General features: G+C 68.0%; 16 protein-coding genes and 2 tRNA genes. 10 read left to right on the top strand and 8 right to left on the bottom strand.

All coding sequences use genetic code 11. The features are described from left to right. The first annotated feature begins 186 nt into the window (after positions 1–186). On the top strand, positions 187–591 hold the full coding sequence (locus V8Z74_RS08590; protein ID WP_349708883.1) for a group II truncated hemoglobin: 405 nt from the start codon (positions 187–189) through the stop codon (positions 589–591). Between the two features lie 112 nt (positions 592–703). On the opposite strand, the gene V8Z74_RS08595 is transcribed toward V8Z74_RS08590, so the two are convergent. Further along, entirely contained in the window at positions 704–1,624 is a 921-nt protein-coding gene (locus V8Z74_RS08595; protein WP_349708987.1) for a LysR family transcriptional regulator, read from the bottom strand. 171 nt (positions 1,625–1,795) lie between these two features. On the opposite strand from V8Z74_RS08595, the gene V8Z74_RS08600 reads away from it, so the two are divergent. From V8Z74_RS08600 to V8Z74_RS08615, 4 genes are all read left to right on the top strand, one after another. Then, positions 1,796–3,157 (top strand): DUF3100 domain-containing protein, encoded by a 1,362-nt coding sequence (locus tag V8Z74_RS08600; RefSeq protein ID WP_349708884.1) that lies wholly within the window; start codon positions 1,796–1,798, stop codon positions 3,155–3,157. 50 nt (positions 3,158–3,207) lie between these two features. Continuing rightward, positions 3,208–4,377, top strand: coding sequence for a M20 aminoacylase family protein (locus V8Z74_RS08605; RefSeq protein WP_349708885.1), 1,170 nt, complete (start codon positions 3,208–3,210; stop codon positions 4,375–4,377). Positions 4,378–4,400: 23 nt separating this feature from the next. Continuing rightward, on the top strand, positions 4,401–5,783 hold the full coding sequence (locus tag V8Z74_RS08610; RefSeq protein ID WP_349708988.1) for an L-serine ammonia-lyase: 1,383 nt from the start codon (positions 4,401–4,403) through the stop codon (positions 5,781–5,783). Positions 5,784–5,908: 125 nt separating this feature from the next. Then, complete coding sequence (locus tag V8Z74_RS08615; protein ID WP_349708886.1) at positions 5,909–7,975, top strand: bifunctional 2',3'-cyclic-nucleotide 2'-phosphodiesterase/3'-nucleotidase; 2,067 nt, start codon at positions 5,909–5,911, stop codon at positions 7,973–7,975. A gap of 132 nt (positions 7,976–8,107) precedes the next feature. On the opposite strand, the gene V8Z74_RS08620 is transcribed toward V8Z74_RS08615, so the two are convergent. From V8Z74_RS08620 to radC, 3 genes are all read right to left on the bottom strand, one after another. After that, the gene (locus tag V8Z74_RS08620; RefSeq protein ID WP_349708887.1) at positions 8,108–9,004 is read right to left on the bottom strand and encodes a spherulation-specific family 4 protein; all 897 of its coding nucleotides are present in this window, start codon (positions 9,002–9,004) and stop codon (positions 8,108–8,110) included. 135 nt (positions 9,005–9,139) lie between these two features. After that, on the bottom strand, positions 9,140–9,796 hold the full coding sequence (locus V8Z74_RS08625; protein WP_066477952.1) for a Smr/MutS family protein: 657 nt from the start codon (positions 9,794–9,796) through the stop codon (positions 9,140–9,142). After that, a complete protein-coding gene (gene radC, locus V8Z74_RS08630; RefSeq protein WP_349708888.1) occupies positions 9,793–10,473 on the bottom strand; it encodes a RadC family protein in 681 nt (226 codons plus the stop codon). Before radC ends, V8Z74_RS08625 begins: the two co-directional genes overlap by 4 nt. Positions 10,474–10,528: 55 nt before the next feature. Here radC and V8Z74_RS08635 point away from each other — a divergent pair, with 55 nt between their 5' ends. Beyond that, positions 10,529–10,999: an FKBP-type peptidyl-prolyl cis-trans isomerase gene (locus tag V8Z74_RS08635; protein ID WP_349708890.1), complete on the top strand. Its 471-nt coding sequence runs from the start codon at positions 10,529–10,531 to the stop codon at positions 10,997–10,999. A gap of 164 nt (positions 11,000–11,163) precedes the next feature. Beyond that, positions 11,164–12,153 carry a 4-hydroxy-3-methylbut-2-enyl diphosphate reductase gene (gene ispH, locus V8Z74_RS08640; protein WP_066477956.1) on the top strand — a complete coding sequence of 330 codons (990 nt, stop codon included), beginning with the start codon at positions 11,164–11,166 and terminating at the stop codon, positions 12,151–12,153. Between the two features lie 103 nt (positions 12,154–12,256). Here the strand turns inward: ispH and V8Z74_RS08645 are convergent, their stop codons facing one another. Next, positions 12,257–13,024 carry a CBS domain-containing protein gene (locus V8Z74_RS08645; RefSeq protein WP_349708891.1) on the bottom strand — a complete coding sequence of 256 codons (768 nt, stop codon included), beginning with the start codon at positions 13,022–13,024 and terminating at the stop codon, positions 12,257–12,259. A gap of 274 nt (positions 13,025–13,298) precedes the next feature. On the opposite strand from V8Z74_RS08645, the gene serS reads away from it, so the two are divergent. The 3 genes from serS (at position 13,299) to V8Z74_RS08660 (ending at position 14,866) form a co-directional block, all read left to right on the top strand. Beyond that, positions 13,299–14,621 (top strand): serine--tRNA ligase, encoded by a 1,323-nt coding sequence (gene serS, locus V8Z74_RS08650; RefSeq protein ID WP_349708892.1) that lies wholly within the window; start codon positions 13,299–13,301, stop codon positions 14,619–14,621. 76 nt (positions 14,622–14,697) lie between these two features. Continuing rightward, positions 14,698–14,787: transfer RNA gene (locus tag V8Z74_RS08655), tRNA-Ser, on the top strand. Positions 14,788–14,789: 2 nt separating this feature from the next. Further along, positions 14,790–14,866: transfer RNA gene (locus tag V8Z74_RS08660), tRNA-Arg, on the top strand. 69 nt (positions 14,867–14,935) lie between these two features. Here V8Z74_RS08660 and V8Z74_RS08665 read toward each other — a convergent pair. The 3 genes from V8Z74_RS08665 to xsc all read right to left on the bottom strand — a co-directional run bounded on the left by V8Z74_RS08665 (position 14,936) and on the right by xsc (position 18,886). Beyond that, on the bottom strand, positions 14,936–15,967 hold the full coding sequence (locus tag V8Z74_RS08665; protein WP_349708893.1) for a YeiH family protein: 1,032 nt from the start codon (positions 15,965–15,967) through the stop codon (positions 14,936–14,938). Continuing rightward, entirely contained in the window at positions 15,964–16,929 is a 966-nt protein-coding gene (locus V8Z74_RS08670) for a bifunctional enoyl-CoA hydratase/phosphate acetyltransferase (protein ID WP_349708894.1), read from the bottom strand. The genes V8Z74_RS08665 and V8Z74_RS08670 overlap by 4 nt, the downstream gene beginning before the upstream one ends. 145 nt (positions 16,930–17,074) lie before the next feature. Next, positions 17,075–18,886, bottom strand: coding sequence for a sulfoacetaldehyde acetyltransferase (gene xsc / locus V8Z74_RS08675; protein ID WP_349708895.1), 1,812 nt, complete (start codon positions 18,884–18,886; stop codon positions 17,075–17,077). Between the last annotated feature and the right edge of the window lie 136 nt (positions 18,887–19,022).

Consider the following 19,022-nt stretch of genomic DNA (forward strand, 5'->3'; position numbering starts at 1 on the left):
TCCGGCCATCCGGCTATTGCCTTGCGGCAACGCAGGCCAAGCCGGTCGGGGGACAATGCCGCAGCGACCGTATCCGTCAGCACTTGCGCAGACATGCGGGCGCCGAGGCGCCAAGTGCCTCTCCATGAGACACATGCCCTGCCCGAAACTGATTTGCGCAAGTCGCATTCCATTGCCCCTCACACCATGCAGATTGAAGAAAAGCCGCCGTTCGCCACGCCCTACGAGTGGATTGGCGGGGAAGAGAAGGTCCAGCAGCTGGTCACGCGCTTTTACGACCTCATGGACCTGGAGCCCGCCTATCGCGAGCTGCGCGCGGTCCACGGCAGCACGCTGGACGATGCGCGCCAGAAGCTGTTCTGGTTTCTCTGCGGCTGGCTGGGCGGCCCGGACCACTACCAGAGCCGCTTCGGCCATCCGCGCCTGCGCATGCGCCACATGCCGTTTTCCATCGGCATCCAGGAGCGCGACCAGTGGGTGGCCTGCATGGACCAGGCCATGGGCGAGACCGGCGTGCCCGAGGCGTTGCGTGTGCGACTGAAGGCCAGCTTCATGAATACCGCCGACTGGATGCGCAACCGCGGCGTTTGAATCTTTTGCTATTGAAAATATAGCTTCCTGCGCATGCCAGGCAATGGGTTGTAGCCAAAAATTTTGGCATCCACGCCTGGCGTGACGCCATGCTGCACGGCGCTGGCAGGGCTCAGGCCAGCGCGCGGTGCTTGATATCGGCCACGATGCGCTGCAGCAGCACGCCGGCGGCCGGCGGCAGTTGCCGGCCCTGGCGGGTGACGACCTTGGCCTGGCCCTGCGACAGCAGCGGATTGGCCATGGGCAGGGCCACGACGCGCTCGCCGCTGATCTCGTAGGCCGGCATGGGCATGCGCGCGCCCAGGGCATAGCCGAGGCCGGCGGTCACGAAATGGGCGATGGCGTTGAACGAGGTGGTGGTCAGCGCGGGCTGCAGGCGCAGGCCCTCGCTGATTTCGGCGGCCTCGATGTGCTGGCGCACGCCGAAGCCCCGGTGCAGCATGGCGCCCGGATAGGGCACCAGGTCGGCCAGGAGCAGCGGGCGCTGCAGCTGCGTCAGCGGATGCGCCTGCAGCACCAGGGCCTCGATGGGCTGGGGATGCGAGTGGTGGGTACGCAGCCGCTCGTCAAGCGGCGGCTGGAAAACCAGGCCGATATGGGCATGCTGCTCGACGATGCGCTCCACGATGTCGTCGGTACTGCCGACCTCGATGTCCACCGTGATCCCCGGGTATTCGGCCATGAAGTCGCGCAGGCTGTGGCGCATGAGCCAGTCGATGAAACCCTCGCCGGCCACGATGTCGATATGGCCGCGCTCGAGCTTGCGGATGCTGTCGAACTGCGCGAGCAGCTGGCGCTGCTCGCTGTTCTGACGGCGCTGGTAGTCGGCCAGCAGCAGGCCAGCCTCGGTGGGCACCACGCCGCGGCCGTGGCGCTCCAGCAGGCGCGCGCCGCATTCCTGCTCCAGCAGACCGATGGCGCGGCTCACGGCCGAGGGGTCCATGTCCAGGGCTTCGGCCGCGCCGCGCACCGAGCCGTGCTCCAGCACCTGCATGAAATAGCGCAGGCGGCGGGAATCCAGGGTGTCTTGCAGGGCGGGGGGCATGGCGTGTCGGCTTGCTGCGTTGCATTCAATGCAACAAATATCCCGATTTTGCATCATTGATGCAACAAGACAGGACGATGACACTTTGGCGCTGTCAATGCAGCGCGGGGCTGCCTGGCAAGTGTCCACTATCTTACCTCACGATATAGGGAAAACCCTATGAATTCTGTCGCAGCATCTTCCTCCGGTGTGGCAGGGCATGGCGATGCGCCGGCCCGGGTCACGGGAGCCGGCAAGCTCCGCCTGGCGCTCACCGTCCTCGCCATCGTCGCGCTGGCGGAATCCATAGGTTCGGCCAAGTTCAAGCTGGGCCCCGGGCAGGTGGTGCTGATGCCCATGCTGTGGGCGCTGCTGATGGCGGCGGTCTGGGGCGTGGCGCAGCGGCGCCTGCCGGGCGCGCTGCGCATAGGCACCGGCCTGCAGAGCCTGGCGGGCGCCCTGCTCAATGCGGCGCTGATGCTGTTCGTGGTCAAGCTCTCGCTCACGGTGGGCGCGGCCCTGCCCATGGTGCGGCAGGCCGGCTGGGCGCTGTTCTTCCAGGAGTTCGGCCATGCTTTCGGCACGCTGGCGCTGGGCCTGCCGCTGGCCCTGCTGCTGGGCATCAAGCGCGAGGCCGTGGGCTCCACGTTCTCGGTAGGCCGCGAGGGCAACATCGCCATCATCAGCGAGAAGTACGGCATGGCCTCCCCCGAAGGGCGCGGCGTGCTGGCCGAGTACATCACCGGCACGGTGCTGGGCGCGGTGTTCATCGCGGTGCTGGCGGGTTTCATCGCCAGCCTGCACATCTTCGATCCGCGTTCGCTGGCCATGGGCGCCGGCGTGGGTTCGGGCAGCCTGATGGCGGCGGCGCTGGGCGCGATCAGCGCCCAGGTGCCGCCTGAAGCGGTGCCCCAGGTGACGGCCATTGCGGCGGCCTCGAATCTGCTGACGTCGGTGGCGGGCTTTTACTTCACGCTGTTTCTGTCGCTGCCGGCCTGCTCCTGGCTGTACGGCAAGCTCGAACCCGTGCTGGGCCGCATGACAAGGCGGGGCCGCCAGCCCCTGCAGGAGTCGGCGCCCGACATGGCCGGCTCCGCCCCCGCGGCGCACGGTCTTTCGCTGGGCGATACGGCGCTGGCCTGGCTCGTGATGGCCGGCGGCGTGGCGACCGGCAATGCGCTGTCGTACAAGGTGCCGGTGCTGGTGTCGCTGGAGGGCATGCTCGTCATGGTGCTCATCGTGGCCGTGGCCGAGATCGCCAAGCGCCTGCTGCCGCGCATGCCGCTGCTGCTGGTGCTGTCCATCCTGGCGACCGTCATCGGCGTGCCCGGGCTGCTGCCCTTCAGCGACGCCGTGCTGGCCTTCACGGGCAAGCTCAATTTCATGGCCTTCACGACGCCGGTGCTGGCGCTGGCGGGCTTTTCGGTCGCCAAGGACCTGCCGCTGTTCCGCCGCCTGGGCTGGCGCATCGTGGTGGTGTCGCTGACCGCCACCGCGGGTACCTTCCTCGGCGCCACGCTGATCGCCGAATTCTTCCATTGACGCAGCCGTTCGCGCTGCGCCTTGCCCCTCATCCGAACGAGGACACAAGCATGTACAGAGAACCCGAGATTTCCGAAGACATCCGCCAGAGCATGGTGGCCTGGCGCCGCGACATCCATGCCAACCCCGAAACCGCCTTCGAGGAAAGCCGCACGGCCAACGTGGTGGCCAATGCGCTGGCGCTGATGGGCATTCCCGTGCACCGCGGCCTGGCCGGCACGGGCGTGGTGGGCACGCTCGCCAACGGCGACGGCCCGAGCATCGCGCTGCGCGCCGACCTGGATGCGCTGAACATGCAGGAGCTGGGCGCGCAGGCCCATGCCTCGCGCTGCGCCGGCAAGATGCACGCCTGCGGCCATGACGGCCACACGGCCATGCTGCTGGGCGCGGCCGCGCACCTGGCGCAGCACAAGCCCTTCCAGGGCACGGTGCACTTCGTGTTCCAGCCCGCCGAAGAGAACGAGGGCGGTGGCCGCGTGATGGTCGAGCAGGGCCTGTTCGAGCAGTTTCCCGCCGACGCGGTCTACGGCATGCACAACATGCCCGGCCTGCCGCGCGGCCAGTTCGCGATCCGCACCGGCGTGATGACGGCCTTTCTCGACACCTTCGAGATCACCGTCACGGGCAAGGGCAGCCATGGCGCCATGCCCGAGACCGGCATCGACTCCGTGGTGGTCGCGGCGCAGCTCGTGAATGCGCTGCAGACCGTCGTCAGCCGCCGCACCAAGGCCACGGACTCGGCCGTGGTCAGCGTCACGCAGATCCATGGCGGCGACACCTGGAACGTGATCCCCGAGCAGGTCGTGCTGCGCGGCACGGTGCGCACGCTGGACGCCGGCGTGCAGGAAAAGACCGTGGCCGCCATGCGCCAGATCTGCGAAGGCGTGGGCCGCACGCATGGCGCCACGGTGGCGCTGGACTACCGCTACGGCTATCCGGGCGTGATCAACACGGCCGCCGAGACCGATGCGGCCGTGGCTGCCGCCGCCACTCTGGTCGGCGCCGACAAGGTGCACACCGACATCCAGCCCACCATGGGCTCGGAGGACTTCGCCTTCATGCTGCAAAAGCGCCCGGGGGCCTATATCGTGATCGGCGCGGGCGAAGGCCCCAACGATCCGCCGGTGCACAACCCGTACTACGATTTCAACGACAACATCCTGCCGCTGGGCGCGGCCTACTGGGTGGAGCTGGTGAAGAAACAGTTGCCCGTGGCCTGACAGCCCGCCGGCTTGTGGAGGTGGTGATGCTTTCCGTGTTCGACATCTTCAAGATCGGCATCGGCCCGTCCAGCTCCCACACCGTGGGGCCCATGCGCGCGGCGCTGATGTTCGCGCGCTCATTGCAGGAACGGGGGCTGCTGCAGCGCACGGCCCGCGTGCAGGTGCAGCTGTTCGGCTCGCTGGGCGCCACGGGCCGCGGCCACGCGACCGACCTGGGCGTGCTGCTGGGGCTGATGGGCGAGGCGCCCGATACCGTGGACCCGGCCAGCGTGGCGCCGCGCGTGGCCGCCGTGCGCACCGGGCAGGGACTGGCGCTGTTGGGCAGCCGGCGCATCGCGTTCGACAGCCGCGAGGACATCGCCTTCCTCGGCGAGCGCAGCTTGCCCGAGCATCCGAACGCCATGCGTTTGGCGGCCTTCGACACCGAGGGCGCGCTGCTGCGCGAAGCGCATTACTTCTCTGTCGGCGGCGGCTTCGTCGTCGAGGGCGGCGCCACGGCGCCTGCGGGCACCGGGCATGTCGTGCGCCATCCCTACCCGTTTGCCAGCGGCGACGAGCTGATCGCGCTCGCGCGGCTGGAAGGCCTCTCGATTGCCGAGCTGGTCATGGCCAACGAATGCGCGTGGCGCTCCGAGGCCGAGGTTCGCACCGGCCTCACGCATATCTGGCAGGTGATGCAGGACTGCGTGCGCCGCGGCTTCGGCCAGGACAATCCCGAGGCCCGGGCGCCGCTGCCCGGCAGCCTGCACATGCGCCGCCGTGCGCCCGAGCTGTACCGCAGCCTGTCGACCGGCGACGGCGCCGATCCGCTGGCCGCCATGGACTGGGTCAATGCCTATGCCATGGCCGTCAACGAGGAGAACGCGGCCGGCGGGCGCGTGGTGACGGCGCCCACCAACGGCGCGGCCGGCATCGTGCCGGCGGTGCTGCACTACTACACACGCTTCGTGCCCGGCGCCGGCGAGCGCGGCGTGCAGGATTTCCTGCTCACCGCCGGAGCCATCGGCATGCTCTACAAGGCCAATGCCTCGATCTCGGGCGCCGAGGTCGGCTGCCAGGGCGAGGTGGGCGTGGCCTGCTCCATGGCGGCCGGCGCATTGGCGGCGGTGCAGGGCGGTACGCCGCAGCAGGTGGAGAACGCGGCCGAGATCGGCATGGAGCACAACCTGGGCCTGACCTGCGATCCGGTCGGCGGCCTGGTGCAGATTCCCTGCGTGGAACGCAACGCCATGGGCGCCGTCAAGGCCATCAATGCCGCGCGCATGGCGCTGCGCGGCGATGGCAGCCACTATGTCTCGCTCGATACCGTGATCCGCACCATGAAGCAGACCGGCGAGGACATGAAATCCACCTACAAGGAGACGTCGCTGGGCGGCCTGGCGGTCAACGTGGTCGAGTGCTGAGACAGGGCCGTTGCGGCGCGCGGCGGCCAGGCGGAGTGCCGGGGCAGCGCGGCGGCCCGGCGATGTCACGGCGCTGTCAAAGCCCGCATGGACACTCGGTGGCTTTCTGACTCCAGCCGAATCTCATGCCGCTGCGACATCTGCATTCCCTGAATCGTTATTTTCTTTCACGCCGGCTCGCGCTGGGCACCCTGGCCAGCGCAGCCCTGCTGGCCGCCTGCGGCGGCAGCGACAGCGCCGATGCGGCAGGCGCGGGCCAGCCGGCCACGGCCACCCTGGCCGTGCTGGAAACCACGGACCTGCACTTCAATGTGCGCAGCTACGACTACTTCAAGCTGGCCGAGGACAAGACCTACGGCTTCGAGCGCACTGCCACGCTGGTGCGCCAGGCGCGCAAGGAATTCGCCAACACGCTGCTCGTGGACAACGGCGACACCATCCAGGGCACGGCCCTGGCCGACTACGAGGCAGAGGTCAAGCCCATTGCCTGCAGCCAGCAGCTGTCCATGTACAAGGCCATGGGGGCGCTGGGCTTCGATGCGGGCACGCTGGGCAACCACGAATTCAACTACGGCCTGCCGTTCCTCAACCAGGTGCTGGGCGGCGGCATGGAGGTCGATGGCGTCGATGCCGCGCAAAAATGCGCGGGCAACGGCTATCCGGCCGTGCTGGCCAATGTCTACAGCAGCAAGACCGGCAAGCCGCTGGTGCAGCCCTATGCGCTGCTGCAGCGCACGCTGGTGGCCAGAAGCAGTGACGGCAAGGAGGTCCGGCTGCCGATCAAGATCGGCGTGATCGGCTTCACCACGCCCGGCATCATGAGCTGGGACAAGCGCCACCTGGACGGCAAGGTCTATACCGAAGGCGCGGTGGAGAGTGCGCAAAAGTATGTGCCCGAGCTGCGTGCCAAGGGGGCGGACATCGTCGTGGCGCTGCTGCATGGCGGGCTGGACGGCAGCGCATATTCCCCGACGATGGAAAACCCGGGCCTGTACCTGTCCAGGGTGGCGGGCATCGACGCCATGGTCATGGGCCACCAGCACAGCGTGTTTCCCGATCCGTCGGCCAAGCCGGCCTTCAGCCAGGCCGGCGTGGACAATGCGGCCGGCACCATCAACGGCGTGCCCGCCGTCATGGCCAGTTCCTGGGGCAAGGCGCTGGGCGTGATCCAGCTGGCGCTCCATTGGGACGGCAAGGCCTGGAGCGTGGACAAGAGCGGCAGCAAGAGCGAACTGCGCAATATCCAGGCCAAGGATGCCGCGGGCGCCAATGTGTTCGTCGATGCGGACCCCGCGGTGGCGCCGCTGATCGAAAGCCAGCACCAGGCGGCCATCCAGTACGTGAAGACGCCGATCGGCAGCACGGATTTCCGCATGAGCACGCTGTTTGCCGATGTGGGCGACCCCGGTGCCATCCAGATCGTGAACCAGGCGCAGCAGGCCCATGTGGCCGAATACGTGCAGGCCAACCTGCCGCAGTACGCGCAGCTGCCCGTGCTCTCGGTCAGCGCGCCGTTCAAGTCCGGCTTCCAGGGCGGCAAGGACTTCACCGACGTGGCCCAGGGTCCTCTGGCCATCTACAACGCGGCCGACCTGTACCTGTATCCGAACACGGTGTACGCGGTCAAGGTCAACGGCGCCGACATCAAGGACTGGCTGGAGGCCGCGGCCCAGCGCTTCAACCGCATCGACGTGAACAATGCGCAGGACCAGCAACTCATCAGCAGCTTCCCCGGCTACAACTTCGACATGTTCACCACGCCGGACGTGCAGTACGAGATCGACGTGACCCAGGCCAAGGGCAGCCGCATCAGGAACCTGAGCTACAAGGGGCAGCCCATCGACCTCCGGCAGGAATTCGTGATCGCCACGAACAACTATCGCGCCACCAGCGGCAAGAGCTTCATTGCCAAGCTGGACGGTTCCTCGACCATTTGGGCCTCGCCCGATGCCAACCGCGACGTGGTCATCAAGTACGTGCGCGCGCATCCGCAGGTGACGCGCGCGGCCAACGGCGCGGCCAGGAGCTGGCGCTTCACGCCGGTGAAAACCGCAGGCAACGTGGTGTTCAGCTCGGGCCCGGATGCCATCTCGGTGGCCCAGGCGGCCGGCCTCGACGGCGTCTCGCTGCTGGCGGCCGACGACGGCTCCGGCAAGGGCATGTCGGTCTACAGGATCGACCTGTCCAGATAACCGCCGCGTTCACGCTCTGCCTGGCCCTGGCGGCGGCAGAGCGGATGGCGCCGGCTCGCCACGGAAAGGCCCGGGCCCTGCAGTGCAGGGGCCGGGCCTTTGTCTCTGCCGTCGTTGGGCGGGGCAGGCGAATCAGCAGGAGGGCAGGGGCTGGTTCTTGTTCAGCGCATCGACCGAGCCCAGCAGTTGCGTCCAGTAGGACGGCAGGGCGGCCCAGGGGTTGCCGACGTCGGTGCGGGGGTCATATTCCAGCGATGTCACATACGCCAGGCCGGTGTGGGTGCGTGGCAGATCGGCGGTTTTCAGCGTGTTCTGCATGACGGCGCAGGTGGGCGCGTTGTGCACCAGCATGGCCTGGGCCGTCGTGGGCCTGTCATAGACCCAGGTGCTCTGGGGCTGCGGGTTGATCTGGCGGTAATCCGTTTCAAGGCCTTCGAAGGTGACCAGGGCATCGGTAATGCCTGCATACGCACCGTCGGGAAAGGTGCCGGGATTGCCGATGACCTGCAGGTCTGCGCTCTTGCCTTTGATGTACTCGTAAATCTCGCGGTAGAACGCCAGCTGGTCGCTCTTGGCGGCCATTTCGTCGAGGAAGAAGCCGCTGACGCCGGGGTAGAGCCTGAGGTAGTTGTCGACGTTGGCCTTCACTGCGCCCATGGAGCGGCTGCCATAGCCGGTGGCGACATAGCCCACCACGCGGCCGCCTTGCGCCCTGAAGGCATTGATGGCATCGGTGAACTGGCTGTTGGCCTGGGTGAAGTTGCCGTTTTCCGGATTCAGGATGGCCGTGATCTTCACGTCCGGATAGGCCTTCGCGCCCCTGGTGATGTCGTCCCAGCCGGGACTGGGATTGAAATAGGCGGGCACCAGCACCTGCATGGGCGTGTGTTGGGCGGTGCTGCTTTCCGCCCGCGGCGCGGAAGTTGCCGGGGCGTCCGAGCCATCGCCTCCTCCGCAGCCTGCCAGCGCCGCGGTCAGGGTCAAGAGGCTGGCGGCCAGGCGCAGCGGGGGCAGTGAAACAGGGGGCATGGCAATTTTTCCGGAGGGCTATGGGCGAGGCAAACCCGCGATTGTGTCAGGCGCCCCTGTTAGCCGGATGCAAGAATCTTGAGCAAGTGTGTAGGGTGGGGGCGCCGGCCCGTGCATGCGGGGCCGACATGGCGCTCAGGGCATCCGGCGCTTGCCCGGCTGCAGCAGCACCACCAGCGCGCCGGCGCCGCCGTCCAGTGGGCGGGCCTGCACAAAGGCCAGCACTTCCTTCTTCTGCACCAGCCAGCGCTGCACCTTGGCCTTGAGCACCGGCGTGCGGCCCGGCGAGCCCAGGCCCTTGCCGTGGACGATGCGCACGCAGCGTATGCCGGTGCGGTGGGACAGGCGGATGAACTGGCCCAGCGCCTCGCGCGCCTCGTCCGAGCGCAGGCCGTGCAGGTCCAGCTGGCGCTGGATGCTCCAGTGCCCGCCGCGCAGCTTTCGCGTTACATCCAGGCCGATGCCCGGGCGCCGGAAGCTGAGCTGGTCGTCCACGTCGAGCAGGGTGCTCACGTCGAACTCGTCGCTCATGGCCTCGCGCAGCACCTTCTGCTCGTCGATGGCCAGCTGCAGGGGGAGCGGCGCGGGTGCGGGATCCTGAAAGCTCACCTCGTTGCGCGCGCGCAGCGGCCGGACCTTGCCGACGGTGAGCGCAAACAGATTGCGCTCGCGTTCGCGCGCCGCGCGGGCTTCGGCCTGCGCCCGGGCCAGGGCTTCGGCCTGCTCGCGCGCGGCCCTGAGCTGGCGCGAGATGCCGGCCAGGTCCTGCAGGCTGTGGCGGGCGTGGTTCAAAGCAGGCCCTCCTCGGCCATGGACAGGGCGGCGCCGGGCGCCACGATGACATGGTCGAGCACGCGTACGTCGATCAGGGCCAGGGCCGATTTGAGCGTGGCCGTCAGCGACCGGTCGGCGCTGCTGGGCGCGACCTGGCCGCTGGGATGGTTGTGCGCCAGGATGACGGCTGCGGCCTGGTGGTGCAGCGCGCGCAGCACGACTTCGCGCGGGTAGACCGAGGTCTGCGTCAGCGTGCCCCTGAACATTTCCTCCAGCGCCAGCAGGCGGTGCTGGCTGTCCAGGAACAGCACGGCAAAGACTTCATGGGGCTTGGCGGCCAGGTGCAGCTGCAGAAAGTGCTTGACCGCCTGGGGCGAGGAAAAAACCTCGCGCTCGCGCAGCTGCTGGGCCGTGGCGCGCCGCGCCAGTTCCAGCACGGCCATGAGTTCGGCCCGCTTGGCCGGGCCCAGGCCCTTGACCGCGCTCAGATCCCGGTAGCTGGCGGCCAGCAGGCCGGCCAGCCCGCCTGCGCCCGGCAGCTGCAGCAGCTCCTGGGCCATCTGCAGCACCGACTTGCCCGCCATGCCCGTGCGCAGGATGACGGCCAGCAGCTCGGCATCCGAAAGCGCGGCCGGGCCCCGCTGTGCGAGCTTCTCGCGCGGCTGGGCATCCAGGGGCAGGTCTTTGATGGGCATGGGGGTGGGGGTATGGGGGATTTTCTACAATGCGGGCCAGTTTATCGGGACTTTCATGACCACAAGCGCAACCTCTTCCGAACAGCCTGTTGTCCAGGCCGGCTCCTTTCTCACGCTGCACTACCGCCTGGCCGGCCCGGCCGGCGACGTGATCAACACCTTCAACGACAAGCCCGCCACGCTGTCGCTGGGCGCGGGCGAGCTGTCCCCCGCGGTCGAGGAGCGCCTGCTGGGCCTGCCCGAAGGCACGCACACCACGTTCGAGCTGCCCGCGGGCGAGGCCTTCGGCGAGCGCAACCCGGACATGATGCAGTGGGTGGCGCGCAAGCTCATGAACGAGCTGGGCGACCCGCACGAGCAGTACGCGGCCGGCGACGTGGTGCAGTTCCCCACGCCCGACGGCTCCGGCAGCTACGCCGGCGCCGTGGTGCAGGTGCGCGAGGACGGCGCCGTGCTGTTCGACTTCAACCACCCGCTGGCCGGCCAGCCGGTGACGTTCGAAGTCAAGATCATCGGAGTGCTGTGACATGGCGCACCCCCTGAGCTGCTGTGCAGCTTCCCCCTTCAAGGGGGGCGACGGCCTTTGCTGGGGCAGCCCCTGCTGCGGGGCGACCCTTGCTGGCCGTCCCGCGCTTCGGGTGCGCCAGTGTCATGCTGTGCGAGTGGTGCGCAGCGCCCGGGGGTATTGAAATGGTAGGAGCCAAGGAAGTCCTGCTGGCCGAGCCGCGCGGCTTCTGCGCGGGCGTGGACCGTGCCATCGAGATCGTGGAGCGGGCGCTGGCCAAGTTCGGCGCGCCCATCTACGTGCGCCACGAGATCGTGCACAACACCTTCGTGGTCAACGACCTCAAGTCCAAGGGCGCCATCTTCATCGAGGAGCTCGACGAAGTGCCGCCCGGCGCCACGCTGGTGTTCAGCGCCCACGGCGTCTCCAAGGCCGTGCAGCAGGAGGCCGAGCGCCGCGGCTTTGCCATCTTCGACGCCACCTGCCCGCTGGTCACCAAGGTGCATGTGGAAGTGGCCAAGCTGGCCAAGGAAGGCTACGAGTTCCTGATGATCGGCCACAAGGGCCACCCCGAGGTGGAAGGCACCATGGGCCAGCTGTCCGAAGGCATCCACCTGGTGGAAGACGAGGCCGATGTGGCCCGCGTGCAGCCGCGCCAGACCGAAAGGCTGGCCGTGGTCACCCAGACCACCCTGAGCGTGGACGACGCCGCCGGCATCAAGGCCGCGATCCGCGCGCGCTTTCCGAACGTGCGCGAGCCCAAGCAGCAGGACATCTGCTACGCCACGCAGAACCGCCAGGACGCCGTGAAGATCCTCGCGCCCCAGGTGGACCTGGTCATCGTCGTGGGCAGCCCCACCAGTTCCAACAGCAACCGCCTGCGCGAGCTGGCCGCCCGCCTGGGCACGCCGGCCTACATGGTGGACAACGCGGGCGAACTGCGGGAGGAATGGTTTGCCAATGCGGCGCGCGTGGGCCTGACGGCCGGAGCTTCCGCGCCCGAGGTGCTGGTCGACGAAGTCATCGCCCGCATCAGGCAGCTGGGCGCCGTGGCCGTGCGCAAGATGGATGGCATCGAGGAAACCGTGAAGTTCCCGCTGCCCAAGGGCCTGAAGATCGACACCGCCACGGGGCTGGAGATCGCAGTGCGCAAGGCCCCCGAGACGGGCCGCTGATTTCATAGCGCCTTGCGCAGGCTGTATCTGGACTTCAAGGCTGAAACGCCTTGAAATGTCCATATGGCTGGCGCAAGGCGCTTTGCTATCGATAGCGCACGGATCAGCTCCAGAGATCCAGCGGCGGATCGGCCGCCACGGCCTGGAGGATGTCGGAGCGGCTGACAAAGCCGATCAGCGCGCCGCTCTCGTCGGTCACGGGCAGGCCCGGCAGGCCGGTGTCGAGCAGGGCGGACGCCACGCGGCGCAGGTCGGTGTCGGGGGAGACGGCCGGCACGGGCGACAGCATGACCTCGCGCACCGGCCGGCGCGCCAGCGCAATGGCCTGGGCAATCGCGCCGGGCTCGGGCAGCAGGTCCAGCGGCGCCATGTCGGCGCGCAGCAGCAGGCCGATCACGCGGCCCTGCTTGTTGAGCACCGGGGCCTGGGCCACGCCATGCTCGGCCAGCTGCTGCCAGGCGTTGTTGACCACGGTGTCGGGCTCCACGGCCACGGGGCGCACGCTCATCACGTCGGCCACATGCTGCAGCGGCCGGCGTTCGGGGTGCAGGCTTTTCGTGGTGGACAGATAGGCATTGACGGCGCCCTGGCCGGCGGTGGGCGGGCGGGGGCTGTCCGCGGGCGCCAGCTGCGCCGGCTGCCGCGGAGCCGGTGCCGCGTCGGGGGCGGCTGCGTTCCCGTCGGCGCGGTCCAGGGCCTGCCGGAAGTTGCGCGCCGTGCTGCCCATGCCGCTTGCCGCGCCGCTGTCCGGGCCGCCCGCGCGGGTGCGCAGGGCCTGGGGCCTGTCCGTGTGCCGGATGGCGCCGACGGGCGAAAGATGCGGCGCCGCATTGCGAACCATCTGGCCATTGGGGCCGAAGACAAAAAACATGGCAACTCCTCAAAGCCTGCATCTAGGACCTGTTCACATAACCCTCGCGGTCGCGCAAGCCAGGCACAGGCGTCAATGCTGGGCGCGCGACGCCGTGCGGGTGTCATCCCGCACAAGGAGTGCAACGCCGCAGACGCCCAAGGCTGCACAACGCGATCCACGTGCGTTATGTGAACAGGTCCCAGGTATTCATCGGCATCCGGTGCCGCAACTGTAACCAGGGGCAAATCCCGCAGGCGAGCCGGCGCGCCCGGACGCTCTAAAATCGCGCCCTATGCTCGATATCCTTCTTCTTCGCAAAGACCTTGATTCCGCCGTCGCACGGCTGGAGACCCGCAAAAAGCCGCAGGCGTTCCTGAATGTGGAGGCTTTCAAGTCTCTGGAAGCGGAACGCAAGGCGCTGCAGACCCGCACGGAGGAGCTGCAGTCCAGGCGTAACCAGCTGTCCAAGCAGATCGGCATGCTGATGGGCAAGGGCGAAAAGGATGCCGCCGAGGCCGCCAAGGCCGAAGTGGGCGCCATGAAGACCGAGCTGGACCAGTCGGCCGCGCGCCTGGACCAGATCCAGGCCGAGCTGCAGGCCATGCTGGTGGCCGTGCCCAACCTGCCGCACGAAAGCGTGCCCGTGGGGGCCGACGAGCAGGACAATGTCGAGGTGCGCCGCTGGGGTACGCCTCGGGCCTTCGACTTCGAGGTCAAGGACCATGTGGACGTGGGCACGCCGCTGGGTCTGGATTTCGACTCGGGCACCCGGATCACGGGCTCGCGCTTCACGGTCATGAAGAACCAGATCGCGCGCCTGCACCGCGCGCTGGCGCAGTTCATGCTGGACCTGCAGACCGAGGCGCACGGCTACACCGAGTGCTACGTGCCCTACATCGTCAACAGCGACTCGCTCAAGGGCACGGGCCAGCTGCCCAAGTTCGAGGGCGACCTGTTCGCGGCCAAGAAGGGCGGCCAGGACGGCGAACCCGTGCCCGACAACGCCGCGCTGTACCTGATCCCCACGGCCGAAGTGCCGCTGACCAACCTGGTGCGCGATACCGTGCTGGCCGAAGACCAGCTGCCGCTGAAGTTCACGGCCCACAGCCCCTGCTTCCGCTCCGAAGCCGGCAGCTACGGCCGCGACACGCGCGGCATGATCCGCCAGCACCAGTTCGACAAGGTCGAGATGGTGCAGATCGTGCATCCCGAAAAGAGCTACGAGGCGCTGGAGGAGATGACCGGCCACGCCGAAGCCGTGCTGCAGAAGCTGGGCCTGCCTTACCGCGTGGTCAGCCTGTGCACGGGCGACATGGGCTTTGGCGCGGCCAAGACCTATGACCTCGAAGTCTGGCTGCCCGCGCAGAACACCTACCGCGAGATCAGCTCGGTCTCCAACTGCGAAGCCTTTCAGGCCCGCCGCATGCAGGCGCGCTTCAAGAATGCCCAGGGCAAGAACGAGCTGGTGCACACGCTCAACGGCTCCGGCCTGGCCGTGGGCCGCACACTGGTGGCCGTGCTGGAGAACTACCAGAACGCCGACGGCTCGGTGACCGTGCCCGAGGCGCTCGTGCCCTATATGGGCGGCCAGACGCTGCTGAAGACCGGCGCCTGAAGCTGCAGCGCAGCAAAAAATGCCGGAGTTTTCCAAAGCGGCTGAAATTCTCTGCTAGAATTTCAGCTTCGACACAGGAGAGGTGGCAGAGTGGTCGAATGTACCTGACTCGAAATCAGGCGTACGTGCAAGCGTACCGTGGGTTCGAATCCCACCCTCTCCGCCAATGCGGCTGTAGCTCAGCTGGATAGAGTACTTGGCTACGAACCAAGGGGTCGTGGGTTCGATTCCTGCCAGCCGCACCAAACGACAAGCCCCAGAACTGCAAGGTTCTGGGGCTTTTTCGTATCTGCGCTTGGCGTGGGAGGCTGCGCTCAGCGCATCTGTATCGCGACCAGCACGAAGGCGGCCATCCAGACGGTCTCGACCACCAGCAGCATGAAGGGGCGCCAGCCGGCCTGGGCCAGCTGCCGGAACGAGGTCTTGATGCCCAGTGCCGCAATGGCCAGTACCAGGCAGTGGCGCGACAGGTCCGTGAGCTGCAGCTGCACGGCTTGCGGCACCCAGCCCAGGGAGTTGATGCACACCAGCGCCACGAACACCCAGAGGAACCAGGGCACCAGCGACGGCTTGCTGCCGCTGTGCTGCTCGGCGGCCGCTTCGCGCTGGCGCTTGAACAGCGCCGAAACCGTCACCACCACCACGGTCAGCATGGCCACGCGAAACAGCTTGACGATGGTCGCGTAGTCGCCCGTGGCCTGGTCGATGGTGTAGCCGGCGCCCACCACCTGGGCCACGTCGTGGATGGTGCCGCCGATGAACAGGCCGGCCAGCTCGGGCGGCAGGTTCAGGGCCCGGGCGATCAGCGGATACGCCACCATGGCGACCGTGGACAGCACGGTCACCGTGACCACCACCATCAGCGTGAAGCGGTCGCTTTCCTTGTCGCGCGGCAGCACGGACGAGATGGCCAGCGCGGCCGAAGCCCCGCAGATGGCCACGGCGCCGCCGGACAGCACGCCCTGCGGCCGGGTCATGCCCAGCCGCCGGCCCAGCCAGTAGCCGCAGGCAATGGTGGTGACCACGGCGGCGATGACCGTCAGCGCCGTGGACCAGCCCAGGCCGGCGATCTGGGTCGCGGTGATGCGCGCGCCCAGCAGGCCCACGCCCAGGCGCAGCACGCCGCGCGCGCAGAACTCGATGCCGGGCCGGGCGCGCGCATCCTGGCTCAGGAAGTGGAAGGCCACGCCGAAGAACAGCGCATACAGCAGCTGCGGGCCGCCATGCAGCGTGGACACGAAGGTGGCGGCCAGCGCGATCACGCCGGCCAGCGCGGTGCCCGGCAGCAGGTGAAGGCCGGCAAGCCAGGGCTGCGCAGCCTTGACGGCGGAAGGGCTCTGGCTCATGGCTGCTCCCCGGCGGCGGCCAGCACGGCCAGCGCGCAGGAGGCGATGCGGCTGGGCACCGAATCGGAGCGGCTGGTCAGCACCACGGGCACGCGCATGCCCAGCACGATGCCCGCGCATTCGGCGCCGGCCATGTAGACCAGCTGCTTGTAGATCATGTTGCCGGCTTCGAGGCCGGGCGCCAGCAGGATGTCGGGGCGGCCCGCGACTTCGGAAACGATGCCCTTGTGGCGGGCCGAGCGCAGCGAGATGGCGTTGTCGTAGGCCAGCGGGCCGTCGAGCATGGCGCCGCTGATCTGGCCGCGGTCGGCCATCTTGCACAGCGCGGCCGCATCGATGGTGCCGGGGATCGCGGGATTGACGGTCTCGACCGCCGACAGCACGGCCACGCGCGGCTGCGCGATGCCGATGGCGCGGGCCAGGTCGATGGCGTTCTGGGCGATGTCGCGCTTGTCCATCAGCGTGGGAGAGATGTTGACCACGCAGTCGGTCATCAGCAGCGGGCGTTCGTATTCCGGAAGGTCCATCACGAAGACATGGCTGGCCCGGCGGCTGCCGCGCAGGCCGGCTTCGCGCGCCACGGCTGCGGCCAGCAGCTCGTCGCTGTGCAGGCTGCCTTTCATCAGCGCGCGGGCATGGCCGCTGCCGCACAGGGCGGCCGCCCGGGCGGCGGCGGCGCGCGGCTCGTCTTCGGTCTCATGGATGGCAAGGCCGTCCAGCGGCAGTCCGGCGGCTCTGGCTGCGGCCTCGATGCGCGCGCGCGGGCCGACGAGCAGCGGCGTGACCAGCCCGTCCTGTGCGGCCAGCAACGCGGCCTGGAGGGAGCCCGCATCGCAGGGGTAGGCCACGGCCACCGGCAGGGGGCCCAGGGCGCGGGCCCGGTCGAGCAGCCGCTGCAGATGGGGGCGGGGCGTGGCCGGCGCATCACCGGCGGCCACGGCAAGGGAAAGTGGGGGGACCATGAAAGCTCCTGCTGGAAAGTACATGCCCCGGCGCGGCCCATCCCGGGGACACCGGGGACGGGTGTGGGCGGACCCGCCGCCCCGCACCGGGGGGGCCGCCCCCTCGCGCAGAAAGAGGGGGCGGCGCGAAGCGCCTCAGGGGGTGTCAGACATAGTCCTTGTACTTCTCGAGGAAGCGCACGGGCTTGCTCAGCGCATCGCGGCGGAAGGGATCGCCGAGTTCGCGGGTGCACATGATCTCGATGACGCAGGTCTTCTTCTGGTTCATCTGCAGGTCGATGGCCTTTTGCAGCGCAGGGCCTACATCCTCGATGCGGTCCACGATGATGGCCTCGGCGCCCATGGCCTGGGCGATGCCGGCGAAGCTTTCGCTTTCGAGTTCGCCCGCGACGAAGCGGCGGTTGTAGAAGTCCACCTGGTTCTTCTTCTCGGCGCCCCACTGGCGGTTGTGGAAGACCACGGCCGTGACGGGAATGTCGTGGCGCACGGCGGTCATGATCTCCATCATGCTCATGCCCCAGGCACCGTCGCCGGCATAGGCGATGGCCGGGCGGTCCGGCGCGGCGCACTTGGCGCCGATGATGGTGGGCAGCGCGTAGCCGCAGTTGCCGAAGCTCATGGGCGCGAAGAAGCTGCGCGGCTCGTCGAAGCGCAGATAGCTGTTGGCCACCGAGTTGATGTTGCCGATGTCGGTGGACACCATGACGCGCGCCGGCATGGCCTTTTCCAGCTCGCGCAGCACCTGGCGCGGATGCAGGTAGCTGCCGCCCGTGGGCGTCTTCTCGCCCTTGGCTTCCTCGATCATGTCCAGGCTGTAGGGATCGCGCTCGTGGGTCCAGCCGTCGAGTTCCTTTTCCCAGGCATGCTTTTCGGTGGCGATGATGTCGGCGCGCGCGCCCTTGGTGGCGTCGCTTTCCAGCGTCTCGGTCGCCAGGCGCCGCACGAGTTCGGCGGCCACGGCCTTGGCGTCACCGTGGATGCCCACGGCGATCTTCTTGACCAGGCCCAGATTGGTGTGGTCGGCCTCGACCTGGATGATCTTGGCAGTCTTGGGCCAGTAGTCCATGCCGTGCTGGGGCAGGGTGCCGAAGGGACCCATGCGCGATCCCAGCGCAATCACCACATCGGCCTGGGCGATGAGCTTCATGGCCGCCTTGGAGCCCTGGTAGCCCAGCGGGCCGGCCCACAGCGGATGCCTGGCGGGGAAGGCGTCGTTGCGCAGATAGCCGGTGGCCACGGGGGCGCCCAGGCGCTCGGCCAGTTGCTTGGCTTCTTCCACCGCATCGCCCATGACCACGCCGCCGCCGGCCAGGATCACCGGGAACCTGGCGGTCTTGAGCAGCTCGACGGCCGCCTGCAGGCTTTGCTCGCCGCCGTGGCCGCGGTCCACGCGCATGGGCCTGGGAATCTCGCACTCGATCTCGCCGTAGAAATAGTCGCGCGGAATGTTCAGCTGCGTGGGGCCCATCTCGGACATGGCGCGGTCGAAGCAGCGGCCCGTGAATTCCGCCATGCGCTTGGGATTGCAGACATGGCCCTGGTACTTGGTGAACTCCTGGAACATGGGCAGCTGGTTGGCCTCCTGGAAGCCCCCCAGGCCCATGCCCATGGTGCCGGTCTCGGGCGTCACGATCACCACCGGGCTGTGCGCCCAGTAGGCGGCGGCGATGCCGGTGACGCAGTTGGAGATGCCGGGGCCGTTCTGGCCGATGACCACGCCGTGGCGGCCCGAGACGCGGGCATAGCCGTCGGCCATGTGGGCCGCGCCCTGTTCGTGCACCACGGGAATCAGGCGGATGCCGGCCGGCGCAAAAATGTCCATGGCGTCCATGAAGGCCGAGCCCATGATGCCGAACATCTCGGTCACGCCGTTGGCGACGCAGGTCTCCACGAATGCTTCCGACGGCGTCATCTTCTGCACGCCCTGCCCCACCTTACGATTGTCTGCTGTAGTCATACCGCTTGTCTCCTTTAGAAAAATTGGAACTTTAAGTTCCGAAAAAAGAAATCACGACGCAAGTCTAGGCACTTCCGCGGCCTTGTGTCAAACAAATTTCTTTTTTCGGAACAAATTGACTCAAAAAACGAAAGAA

It is taken from the genome of Comamonas sp. w2-DMI, from assembly GCF_040187735.1.
Taxonomy (GTDB): domain Bacteria; phylum Pseudomonadota; class Gammaproteobacteria; order Burkholderiales; family Burkholderiaceae_C; genus Comamonas; species Comamonas terrae.

What these genes read in the sequence shown, in the direction of transcription:
- V8Z74_RS08670 (WP_349708894.1), bottom strand. Translation starts at nt 16,929, where the DNA reads ATGGTCCCCCCACTTTCCCTTGCCGTGGCCGCCGGTGATGCGCCGGCC.
- ispH (WP_066477956.1), top strand. Translation starts at nt 11,164, where the DNA reads ATGGTAGGAGCCAAGGAAGTCCTGCTGGCCGAGCCGCGCGGCTTCTGC.
- V8Z74_RS08600 (WP_349708884.1), top strand. Translation starts at nt 1,796, where the DNA reads ATGAATTCTGTCGCAGCATCTTCCTCCGGTGTGGCAGGGCATGGCGAT.
- V8Z74_RS08605 (WP_349708885.1), top strand. Translation starts at nt 3,208, where the DNA reads ATGTACAGAGAACCCGAGATTTCCGAAGACATCCGCCAGAGCATGGTG.
- radC (WP_349708888.1), bottom strand. Translation starts at nt 10,473, where the DNA reads ATGCCCATCAAAGACCTGCCCCTGGATGCCCAGCCGCGCGAGAAGCTC.
- V8Z74_RS08665 (WP_349708893.1), bottom strand. Translation starts at nt 15,967, where the DNA reads ATGAGCCAGAGCCCTTCCGCCGTCAAGGCTGCGCAGCCCTGGCTTGCC.
- V8Z74_RS08645 (WP_349708891.1), bottom strand. Translation starts at nt 13,024, where the DNA reads ATGTTTTTTGTCTTCGGCCCCAATGGCCAGATGGTTCGCAATGCGGCG.
- V8Z74_RS08620 (WP_349708887.1), bottom strand. Translation starts at nt 9,004, where the DNA reads ATGCCCCCTGTTTCACTGCCCCCGCTGCGCCTGGCCGCCAGCCTCTTG.
- xsc (WP_349708895.1), bottom strand. Translation starts at nt 18,886, where the DNA reads ATGACTACAGCAGACAATCGTAAGGTGGGGCAGGGCGTGCAGAAGATG.
- V8Z74_RS08615 (WP_349708886.1), top strand. Translation starts at nt 5,909, where the DNA reads ATGCCGCTGCGACATCTGCATTCCCTGAATCGTTATTTTCTTTCACGC.
- V8Z74_RS08635 (WP_349708890.1), top strand. Translation starts at nt 10,529, where the DNA reads ATGACCACAAGCGCAACCTCTTCCGAACAGCCTGTTGTCCAGGCCGGC.
- serS (WP_349708892.1), top strand. Translation starts at nt 13,299, where the DNA reads ATGCTCGATATCCTTCTTCTTCGCAAAGACCTTGATTCCGCCGTCGCA.
- V8Z74_RS08590 (WP_349708883.1), top strand. Translation starts at nt 187, where the DNA reads ATGCAGATTGAAGAAAAGCCGCCGTTCGCCACGCCCTACGAGTGGATT.